The sequence below is a fragment of the Streptomyces tyrfis genome, from assembly GCF_037034285.1.
Lineage (GTDB): Bacteria > Actinomycetota > Actinomycetes > Streptomycetales > Streptomycetaceae > Streptomyces.
Genome location: NZ_JBAGJZ010000018.1, coordinates 99,534 through 110,942 on the forward strand (window position 1 = coordinate 99,534; position 11,409 = coordinate 110,942).

Below are 11,409 nucleotides of genomic sequence, written 5' to 3' on the forward strand. Positions count from 1 at the left end.
CCGGCCGCTCGCCCGGAGGGGCGGGGGTCGTGGGTCCCGTGTCCCGCTTCGGCGGATCATCGAGCCTTGAGCCCGGGGCCGCTCCCTGCTGAAGTGGATCCCACGAATCCCGGCGGGTGGTCGGCCAAGGGTTCAGGTGCCACGGGGCAACTTCGCGCCCCCGCGGTGCTTCGTGCTCCTGCGGTATTTCGCCTCCCGGGGATACGGCCGCGGTCGTCCGGCGCCTTTCCGCGCCCCCGTGTGCCCTGGGCGCCGGCCGGGGGCGATCAGCGGTCTGCTCGGGCTGAGCCTTTCCGATCTGCGGCTTCCCCGGCCGTTGCCACTCGACACAACAGGGGAATCGGTCGTATGCCGTTGCAGCGGCGGACGGCCATGGGCGGGGTCCGGCGGCCCGGACCCCGCCCGTTCATCGCCTCGTCCCGCGCCCGGACGGAAGCCAGGCCCCGGCGGATCGGGGCTCAGTCGAAGCTGCCGAGTTCCTCGTCGAGGATGCCGAAGAGTTCGTCGGCGGTGGCCGCTTCCAGCCCGGCCCCGTCGTCCGCCGCGCCACCGGTCGCGGGGTCGTGCCAGGCGGCGGCGCCGTCCCAGCGGGCGCTGAGGGCCCGGAGGCGGGCCGCCACCCGGGCGCGCTGTTCCTCGTCGTGGCCGGTGGACTCAAGGGCGGCGCCCAGCAGCGTCTCCAGGCGCGCCACTTCGGCCTCGACGTCGACGGGGTCGCCGTCGCCCTCCCCGGCCCCGGGTGCGCCCAGTTCCTCGTACAGATGGCGGGCGAGGGCCTCGGAGGTGGGGTAGTCGAAGGTGAGCGTGGTGGACAGGCGCAGCCCGGTCTCGGCGCCGAGCCGGTTGCGCAGTTCGAGGGCGGCGAGGGAGTCCACGCCGAGGTCGCCGAGGGGGCGTTCGGGGTCGACGGCGCTGCCGGAGCCGTGTCCGAGGACGTCGGCCACATGGCCGCACACCGTGTCGACCAGCAGCCGCCGCGCGTCCGCGACGCCGAGGCCGGCCAGGCGCCGGGGCAGTGACTGCGCCGTGTCCGGTGCGGCGTCGGCCGTCCGGGCGGTGCGGCGGGCGGGGGCCCGGGTCGGCGCCAGGGCGCGGACCAGGGCGGGCGCGTCCTCGGTGATCTGGACGCGGACCGGCAGGACCAGCGGGCCGTCGGTGGTCAGGGCCTGGTCGAACAGGGAGAGCGCCCGGTCTGCGGGGAGCGGCAGGATGCCGTCCCGGGCCAGTCGGCGCAGCTCGGTCGCGCCGAGCCCGGCCGCCATGCCCTCGCCGGTGTCCCACAGCCCCCAGCCCAGGGACAGAGCGGGCAGGCCCCGGGCCCGCCGGTGGGCGGCGAGGGCGTCCAGGAAGGCGTTGCCCGCCGCGTAGTTGGCCTGCCCGGCGGCCCCGAGGGTCCCCGCCGCGGACGAGAAGAGGACGAAGGCGTCCAGGTCGAGCTCGCGGGTCAGTTCATGGAGGTGCCACGCGGCGTCGGTCTTGGGCCGCATCACCGTCTCGACGCGGTCGGGGGTGAGGTCGGTGAGCAGTCCGTCGTCCAGGACTCCCGCGGCGTGCACCACGGCGGTCAGCGGGTGCGCGTCCGGTACGGAGGCCAGCAACTCGGCCAGGGCGGCGCGGTCGGTGGTGTCGCAGGCCGCGACCGTCACCCGTGCGCCCGACGCGACGAGCTCCTCGTACGCGCCCGGGTCCGTTTCCGGGGTCCGGCCGCCGCGCCCGACCAGCAGCAGATGGCGGACGCCGTGGTGTTCGGCCAGGTGCCGGGCGAGCAGGCGGCCGAGGCTGCCGGTGCCTCCGGTGATGAGGACGGTGCCCTCGGGGTTGAGCGGTGTCGGGGGCGGGGTCCCCGGTATCGAGGTGCGGGCGAGTTCCGGCACGTGCGCCGTGCCGCCGCGCAGGGCGAGTTCGGGCCTGCCGGTGGCGACGGCGGCGGGCAGTGCGGCGACCGAGGCGGGGTCGCCGTCGGTGTCGGCCAGCACGAACCGTCCGGGGTGTTCGACGGCGGCGGCCCGTACCAGGCCCCAGACCACGGCCTGGGCCGGGTCCGGCGGCCCGTCGACGGCGACCGCGCGCCGGGTGACGACCACCAGCGGCTCGTCGTCCGGCCGCTCGGCGAGATGCTCCTGGAGCGCGGCGAGGGTGCGTACGGCGGTCTCGCGGGCGAGGGCCGGCAGGTCGCCGCCTTCCGGGGCGGTGTCCGCCGCCGCGGACAGGATCCGGGGTGCGGCGGCGGTCGCCCCGGCGGGGACGTCCAACCGGTTCCAGCGCAGGGTGAACAGGTCGCCGGGCGCGGGCGCCGCCGCGTTCAGCTGCTCGGCCGTGACCTGGCGGACGCGCAGCGACGCCGCCTCGGCGACCGGTGCGCCCGTGCCGTCGTAGAGGCGCAGGGTCATGTGGTCGGCGCCGTGCGGGGTGAGCCGGAGCCGCAGGACGGTGGCTCCGGTGGCGTACAGGGTGACGCCCTCCCAGGAGAAGGGCAGGGTCATCACGGTCGGGTCCTGGCCGTCGAGCAGGTCGATGGCGTGCAGCGCGGAGTCCAGCAGCGCCGGGTGCAGTCCGAAGCCGCCGGCCGGGTCGGGACCGGGGTCCGTGCCGGAGTCGGGGCCGGCGCCGGGCAGGGCGAGTTCGGCGCAGACCTCGTCGCCGATCCGCCAGGCGGCGCGCAGGCAGCGGAACGTGGGGCCGTAGTCGTAGCCCTGTTCGGCGAGGTGGTCGTAGGTGCCGGTGACGTCGACGGGGACGGCGCCCCGGGGCGGCCAGGCCGTCTCGGGGGCCGGTTCGGGCACGGTCCGGGGGGTGAGGACGCCGGTGGCGTGCCGAGTCCAGTCCGCGTCGGCGGCCTCCGGGCGGGCGTGCACCGTCAGCCGCCTGCGCCCGTCGGCGTCGGGGGCCTCGGCGGCGACCTGGATCTGGACGAACCCGTGCCCGGGCAGGGTCAGGGGGCGTTCCAGGGTGAGTTCCTCCAGCTGCGGGCAGCCGGCGCGGTCGCCCGCCTGGAGGGCGAGTTCGACGAAGGCGCTGCCGGGGACGAGGATGACGCCCGCGACCGCGTGGTCGGCCAGCCAGGGGTGCGTGGACAGGGAGAGACGGCCGGTCAGCGCGACGGTTCCGGCGGCGGCCAGGGTGACGGCGGCGCCGAGCATCGGGTGCCCGGCCGAAGCCCCGTCCGTCCCGTCGGCGCGGACCGCGCCGGGGCCGTCGGTGAGCCACAGCCGCCGCCGCTGGAAGGCGTACGTCGGCAGCTCGACGCGGCGGACCGCGACGCCGGCGAAGGTCCGCCGCCAGTCGACGGTCAGGCCGCGGACATGGGCGGTGCCGAGGAGCGCGGCGAACGCGGCCTCCTCGTCGCGGTCGCGGCGCAGGGCCGGGACGAAGGCCGACCGCTCCGGGTCGGCGACGGCCTGCGCGCCCATGGCCGACAGGACGGCGTCGGGGCCGAGTTCGAGGAAGGTGCGCACGCCGTCGGCCTCCAGGGCGCGGACCGCGTCGCCGAACCGGACGGCCTCGCGGGCGTGGCGCACCCAGTACTCGGGCGAGCACAGCTCGTCCTCGGTGGCGTGGGCGCCGGTGACGTTCGAGACGAGCGGGATCGCGGGCGCGGCGTAGCGCAGTTCGCGGGCGGTCTTCTCGAACTCGGCGAGCATCGGGTCCATCAGCGGCGAGTGGAAGGCGTGGCTGACCCGCAGCCGCTTGACGCGGCGGCCGGGGAAGGCGGCGGCGACGGCGTCCACGGCGGCCCGGGCGCCGGAGACGACGACGGCCCGGGGGCCGTTGACGGCGGCCACGGACACCTCGGGGCCCAGGTGCGGCAGCACCTCGTCCTCGGTCGCGTCCACGGCGAGCATCGCGCCGCCGGCGGGCAGGGACTGCATGAGCCGGCCGCGCGCGGTGACCAGCCGGGCGGCGTCCGCGAGGTCCCAGACGCCGGCGGCGTGGGCGGCGGCCAGTTCCCCGATGGAGTGGCCGGCCAGCCGGTCGGGCCGGAGGCCGTACGCCGTCAGCAGGCGGTGGAGGGCGGTCTCCACGGCGAACAGGGCGCTCTGCGTGTAGAGGGTGCGGTCGAGGCACTCCGCGTCCTCGGTGCCGGGCGCGGCCCACATCACCTCGCGCAGCGGGCGGTCCAGGTGGGCGTCGAGGGCCGCGCACACCTCGTCCAGGGCCTCCCGGAAAACGGGGTGGGCGTCGTACAGGCCGCGGCCCATGCCGGGGCGCTGGGCGCCCTGCCCGGTGAAGAGGAACGCGGTCCGGCCGGCGACGGGACGGCCGCGTACGACGGTGTCGGCGCGACGGCCTCCGGCCAACGCGTCCAGTCCGGCGAGGAGTTCGTCCCGGTCGCGGGCGACGACGGCGGCGCGGTGGGTGAGGGCGGCGCGTTCGGTGGCCAGTGCGCGGGCGAGGTCGGTGATCCGCTCGTCGGCGGCGGTGCGCAGCCGGGCGGCCTGTGCGGCCAGGGCCTCGGGGGTGGCCCCGGAGACGACCAGGGGCAGCAGCGGGGCGTGGTGCTCGGACCCCGGGTCGCCCGGCGGGTCCTCGTCGGGGGCCTCCTCCAGGATCACATGCGCGTTGGTCCCGCTGATCCCGAACGACGACACCCCCGCACGCCGGGGACGATCCCCCCGCACCCACTCCCGCCCCTCCGTCAACAACCGCACCCGCCCCGCACCCCAGTCCACCTTCCGCGACGGCTCATCCACATGCAACGTCGCCGGCAACCACCCCTCCCCCATCGCCAACACCATCTTCATCACACCCGCCACACCCGCAGCCGCCTGCGCATGCCCCACATTCGACTTCACCGAACCCAACCACAACGGATCCCCACCCTCACGATCCCGCCCGTACGTCGCCAACAACGCCTGCGCCTCGATCGGATCCCCCAACACCGTCCCCGTCCCATGCGCCTCCACCACATCCACCCCACCACCCGACACACCCGCAACCGCCAGAGCCTGACGAATCACCCGCTGCTGCGCCGGACCATTCGGCGCCGTCAACCCATTCGACGCACCATCCTGATTCACCGCCGAACCCCGCACCACCCCCCACACCCGATGCCCCCACCGCCGCGCATCCGACAACCGCTCCAACACCAGCACACCGGCGCCCTCGGACAGCGCCGTGCCGTCCGCCGCCTCGGCGAAGGACTTGGCACGGCCGTCGGCGGCGAGGTTGCGCTGCCTGCTGAAGTCCACGAACGTGTCGACGGTCGACATCACGGACACGCCTCCGGCCAGGGCCAGGGTGCACTCCCCCCGCCGCAGCGCCTGCGCCGCCAGATGCAGCGCCACCAGCGACGACGAGCACGCCGTGTCCACGGTGAGCGCCGGGCCCTCCAGACCCAGGGTGTAGGCGACCCGGCCGGAGACCACGCTGCCGAGGCTGCCGTTGCCGAGGTAGTCGCGTACGGACTCGGGGACGTCGCGCAGCCTGCTGCCGTAGTCGTGGTACATGACCCCGGCGAAGACGCCGGTGCGGCTGCCGCGCACGGAGTGCGGGTCGATGCCTGCCCGTTCCAGCGCCTCCCAGGAGGTCTCCAGCAGCAGTCGCTGCTGCGGGTCCATGGCGAGGGCCTCGCGGGGGCCGATGCCGAAGAAGTCGTGGTCGAAGTCGGCGGCGTCGTGGAGGAATCCGCCCGCGCGGGTGGAGCAGTGGCCGGGCTTGCCGGGCTCCGGGTCGTAGAGGGCGTCGAGGTTCCAGCCCCGGTCGTCGGGGAACGCGCCGATGGCGTCCACGCCGTCGGCCAGCAGCCGCCACAGCTCCTCGGGCGTGGTGACGCCGCCCGGGTAGCGGCAGGCCATGCCGACGATCGCCACCGGCTCGTCCGGTTCGTGCGCGGCCCCGGGGACGACGGCGCCGGTCCCGGTGGCGTTCTCGGCCTCCTCGGCGTCCGCGCCGAAGAGTTCCGCCTTCAGGTACCTCACCAGGGCGTCGGCGTCGGGGTGGTCGAAGACGAGGGTGGCGGGCAGCCGCAGATCGACGGCGTTGCCGATGCGGTTGCGCAGCTCGACCGCGGTCAGCGAGTCGAAACCGGCCTCGCGGAACGAGCGGCGCGGGTCCAGCACCATGTCCGCGCCGTGCCCGAGGACGGCCGCGACATGGGTGCGGACCAGTTCCATGAGCGCCGCGTCGCGTTCGGCGGCGCCGAGGGCGGCCAGCCGTTCGGCGGCGGAGACGGCGGTGGCGCGGGAGGCCGCGGCACGCCGGGCGGGCGCGGGCACCAGGCCGCGCAGCACGGCCGGGAGGCCGTCGGCGCCGCGCAGGGCGCGCGGGTCCAGGCCGACGGGCAGCAGCAGCGGTGCGTCGGCGCCGAGCGCGGCGTCCAGCAGCCGCAGCGCCTCCTCGGTGGGCAGGGGCCGGACCCCGGCGCGCGCCATGCGTTCCACGTCGGCGTCGCCGAGGTGGGCGGTCATTCCGGTGCGCTGTTCCCAGAAGCCCCAGGCGAGGGAGAGCCCGGGCAGGCCCTGGGCCCGCCGGTGGGCGGCGAGGGCGTCGAGGAAGGCGTTGGCGGCGGCGTAGCCGGACTGGCCCGCGCCGTCGACCGTGCCCGCGGCCGAGGAGAACAGGACGAACGCCGACAGGTCCAGGTGCGCGGTCAGTTCGTGCAGGTGCCAGGCGGCGTCCGCCTTGGGCCGCAGGACGGCGTCCAGGCGCTCGGGGGTCTGGTCGGTCAGCAGTCCGTCGTCCAGCACGCCGGCGAGGTGGACCACGGCGGTCAGCGGGCGCTCGTCGGGCAGGCCGGCCAGCAGCGCGGCCAACTGGTCGCGTTCGGCGGCGTCGCAGCGGGCCACGACGACCTCCGTGCCGCGCTCGGCGAGGTCGCCGAAGTCGTCGGAGGCGGTGCCGCTGCGCCCGGCCAGGACGAGGCGGCGCACCCCGTGCCGGGTCGCCAGGTGCCGGGCGACCACCGCGCCGAGCACGCCGGTTCCGCCGGTGATGAGCACGGTGCCCTCGGGGTCGAAGGAGCCGCCGGGGACGGTGGGTGACACGCCGTCGGAGCCGGGCGCGGCGGCATCGGGGCCGGACGCGGCCGCGTCGGAGACGGACGTGGCGGCTCGCGCCGGTACGGCGGCGTGGGTCAGCCGGGGAACCCGTACGACGCCGTCGCGCAGGGCCAGTTGGGGTTCGCCGCCGGCCGCGGCGGCGCGCACGGCCGCGGCGACCCGGTCGTCGGTGCCGGTGCGGTCGGCATGGTCCGTGCGGTCGACGTGCTCGACGTGGTCCGTGCGGTCGGCATGATCCGTGTGGTCGACGGAGTCCACCAGGACGAAGCGGTCGGGATGTTCCCCCTGGGCGGCGCGGACGAGACCCCACACGGCGGCGCCCGCCAGGTCGGTGACGTCCTCCGCGCCGGTGGCGACCGCGCCGTCGGTGAGCACCAGCAGCCGCGCCCCGGCCGTACGGTCGTCCGCCAGCCAGTCGCGCAGGGCGGCGAGGACCCGTCCGGTCGCCGCGCGCACCCCGGTCACCGGGTCGGCCCCGCCGCCGGTGACCGGCAGGACCGCCCAGTCGGGCACCGTGTCCAGCGCGGCCGTGCCCCGCTCGTCCAGTACGGCGTACGCGGGTGTGTCGGCCGCCGGTACGGGCAGTGCCGGCCAGTCCAGCCGGTACAGGTCGTCGTCGCGGACCGGGGCGGCCAGGGCCGCCGGGTCGACCGGCCGGGAGACCAGGGCCTCCACGGCGGCGACCGGGGCGCCGGTCGGGTCGGCCAGGTCCAGGGAGAGCGTGTCGCCGCCCCGGATGCGGACCCGCAGCGCGGTGGCGCCGGACGCGTACAGCGACACTCCGGTCCAGGCGAACGGCAGCCGGGTCGCCCCCTGCCCGCGCGCGCCGAGGCCGTCGGCGTGCAGCGCGGCGTCGAACAGGGCCGGGTGCAGGCCGAAGGAGCCTGCCTCGACGGGGAGTTCGACCTCGGCGAAGGTCTCGTCCCCGCGCCGCCAGGCCGCGCGCAGGCCCTGGAAGGCGGGCCCGTAGTCGTAACCGAGACCGGCCAGGTCGGCGTAGGCCTCGTCCACCGGCACCGGCTCCGCGCCCCGGGGCGGCCACTCCGCGAGGTCGAAGCCGGGCGGGGCGGTCTGCGGGGCGAGCAGTCCGGTGGCGTGCGCGGTCCACGCGGTGTCGTCGGCGCCCTCGGGGCGGGAGTGGACGGTCAGCGCGCGGTGTCCGTCCTCGTCGGCGGCGGCCACGTGCACCTGGAACTGCGCCGCCGCCCGGCCGGGCAGCACCAGCGGCGTCTGGAGGGTGAGTTCGGCGACATGGCCGTGCCCGAGCTCGTGGCCGGCGCTCAGCGCCAGCTCCACCAGTGCGGTGCCGGGCAGCAGGACGGCGCCCGCGACCGCGTGGTCGGCCAGCCAGGGCGTGGTGGACGCGGAGAGCCTGCCGGTGAACAGGGTGCCGCCCCCGGCGACCGGGACCGCCGCGCCCAGCAGCGGATGCGTGACGGTCTGGAGCCCGGCGGCGGTGACGTCTCCGGAGGCGGCGGACCGGCCCAGCCAGAGGCGCTCGCGCTGGAACGGGTACGTGGGCAGGTCGGCGGCGCGCACCGGCATTCCGGCGAACACCTCCGACCAGTCGACCGGGACGCCCGCCACGAACGCCTCGCCGAGCGAGGTGAGCAGCCGCCCGGCCCCGCCGTCGTCGCGGCGCAGCGAGCCCAGCCCGGTGACGGCGGTCCCGGCGGCGTCGGCGGTCTCCTCGACGCTGTGCAGCAGCACCGGGTGCGGGCTGCACTCGACGAAGACCCCGTAGCCGTTGTCGAGCAGGGACCGGGTGGCCGGCTCGAACAGCACGCTCTGGCGCAGATTGGTGTACCAGTAGTCGGCGGTCAGCGCGGTGGTGTCCAGCACGGCGCCGGTGACGGTGGAGTAGAACGGCACGTCGGCGGCTCGGGCCCGGACGCCCGCGAGGTCGGCGAGCAGCCGCTCGCGGATCGACTCGACGTGGGCGCAGTGCGATGCGTAGTCCACCGGCAGCCGCTTGGCCCGGCCGCCGTCCGCGACGATCGTCTCGCGCAGCGCGTCGAGCACGTCGGCGTCGCCGGAGAGCACCACCGACGAGGCGCCGTTGACCGCGGCCACGGCGACCCGTCCGTCGTGGGCGGCGACGAGTTCACGCGCCCGGGACTCGGGCAGTGCCACCGACATCATGCCGCCGCGGCCGGAGACGCCGTTCCCGGCGGCGGGCCCGGAACCGGTGGGCCCGGAGCCGTCGGTCCCGGAAGGACCGTTCCCGGCGGCGGGCCCGGAGAGCACCTCCGCGATGGCCCGGCTGCGCAGGGCCACCACGCGGGCCCCGTCGGACAGGCTCAGCGCGCCCGCCACGCAGGCGGCGGCGATCTCGCCCTGGGAGTGGCCGATGACGGCGGCGGGGCGCACCCCGTGCGCGCGCCACACCTCGGCCAGCGAGACCATGATCGCCCAGAGCGCGGGCTGGACCACGTCCACCCGTTCCATGGGACGGCGCTCCCGTACGGTCCCGAGCAGGTCCCAGTCGGTGAAGGGGGCGAGCGCCTCGGCGCAGTCGGCCATGCGGGCCGCGAACACCGGTGAGGCGTCGAGCAGTTCGGCGGCCATGCCGGTCCACTGGGAGCCCTGTCCGGGGAAGACGAACGCGATCCGGGACTCCCCCGCCGGTGCGCCGCGCACCACGTCGGACGTCTGGTCGCCCTCGGCCAGGGCGGTGAGGCCCGCGGTGACGGCGGGCAGGTCGGCGCCGGTGACGACGGCCCGCCGGTCCAGGGCGGCGCGGGTGGTGGCCAGGGCGTAGGCGACGTCGGGGACGGGGTCGGCGCCGGGGCTCTCCAAGTGGTCCAGGACGCGGCGCGCCTGGGCGGCCAGGGCCGGTTCGTCCCGGGCGGACAGCACCAGCGGCAGCGGCCGGTCCCAGACGGGTTCCGCGGCGCGCGGCTCGGGTTCGGGGGCCGCCTCGACGATGACGTGGGCGTTGGTGCCGGAGATGCCGAAGGAGGACACGGCGGCGCGGCGGGGTTCCCCGGCGTCGGGCCAGTCGCGGGCCTCGCCGAGGAGTTCGACGGCGCCGGACTCCCAGTCGACCTGGGTGGTGGGGTGTTCGGCGTGCAGGGTCTTCGGCAGCCGGCCGTGCCGTATGGCCATCACCATCTTGATGACGCCCGCGACGCCCGCGGCGGCCTGGGTGTGGCCGAGGTTGGACTTGACCGAGCCCAGCCAGAGCGGTTCGCCGGCGGACCGGTCCTGCCCGTAGGTGGCGAGCAGGGCCTGGGCCTCGATGGGGTCGCCGAGCGGGGTGCCGGTGCCGTGCGCCTCCACGGCGTGCACCTGGTGGGGTTCCAGGCGGGCGTCGGCGAGCGCGGCACGGATGACGCGTTGCTGGGAGGGGCCGTTGGGGGCGGTCAGCCCGTTGGAGGCGCCGTCCTGGTTGACGGCGGAGCCGCGTACGAGCGCCAGGACGCGGTGGCCGTTGCGGCGGGCGTCGGAGAGCCGTTCCAGCAGCAGCATGCCCGCGCCCTCGCCCCAGCCGGTGCCGTCCGCGCCCTCCGCGAAGGACTTGCAGCGGCCGTCCAGGGCGAGCCCGCGCTGGCGGGAGAAGTCGATGAAGGTGTCCGGGGTGGACATCACGGTGACGCCGCCGGCCAGGGCGAGGGAGCATTCGCCGGTGCGCAGGGCCTGTACGGCCAGGTGGAGGGCGACCAGCGAGGAGGAGCAGGCGGTGTCGACGGTGACGGCCGGGCCCTCCAGGCCGAGGGTGTAGGAGACGCGGCCGGAGGCGACGCTGCCGAGGTTTCCGTTGCCGAGGTAGCCCTCGACGCCCTCGGGCACGTCGGTGAGCCAGCTGCCGTAGTCGTGGTACATGACCCCGGCGTAGACGCCGGTGCGGCTGCCGCGCAGGGTGTGCGGGTCGATGCCGGCGCGTTCGAACGCCTCCCAGGCGGTCTCCAGCAGCAGCCGCTGCTGCGGGTCCATGGCGAGGGCCTCGCGCGGGCTGATGCCGAAGAACCCGGGGTCGAAGCGCGGGGCGTCGTAGAGGAATCCGCCCTCGCGGACGTGGGTCCGGCCCGGGGCGTCGGGGTCGGGGTCGTAGATGGCCTCGACGTCCCAGTCGCGGTCCTCGGGGAAGTCGCCCACGGCGTCCACGCCGGCGTCGACCAGCCGCCACAGCTGTTCGGGGGTGCTGACGCCGCCGGGGTAGCGGCAGCTCATGGCGACGACGGCGACGGGTTCGTGCGCTGCTTCGGCGATCCGGTCGTTCTGCCGGCGCAGCCGCTCGTTCTCGAGCATGGCCTCGCGCAGCGCCTCGACGATCTGCTCGACGGATGTGTCCACGGTCGGTGTCGCTCCCTGCTGGCTCGGCGGCGCCGGGTGATGCGGTGAAGGCGCGGTTGACGGCGGTGGTGCGGCGGCGGAGGTACGCCGGTGGGGCGGGGTGGTGGGGAGTCCG

At 76.3% G+C, this 11,409-nt stretch carries 1 protein-coding gene; it reads right to left on the reverse strand.

Going from position 1 to position 11,409, the window contains the following annotated elements; translation table 11 throughout:
- Positions 1-458: 458 nt before the first annotated feature.
- Positions 459-11,294 carry a type I polyketide synthase gene (locus WA762_RS16260; RefSeq protein ID WP_335936432.1) on the reverse strand — a complete coding sequence of 3,612 codons (10,836 nt, stop codon included), beginning with the start codon at positions 11,292-11,294 and terminating at the stop codon, positions 459-461.
- Between the last annotated feature and the right edge of the window lie 115 nt (positions 11,295-11,409).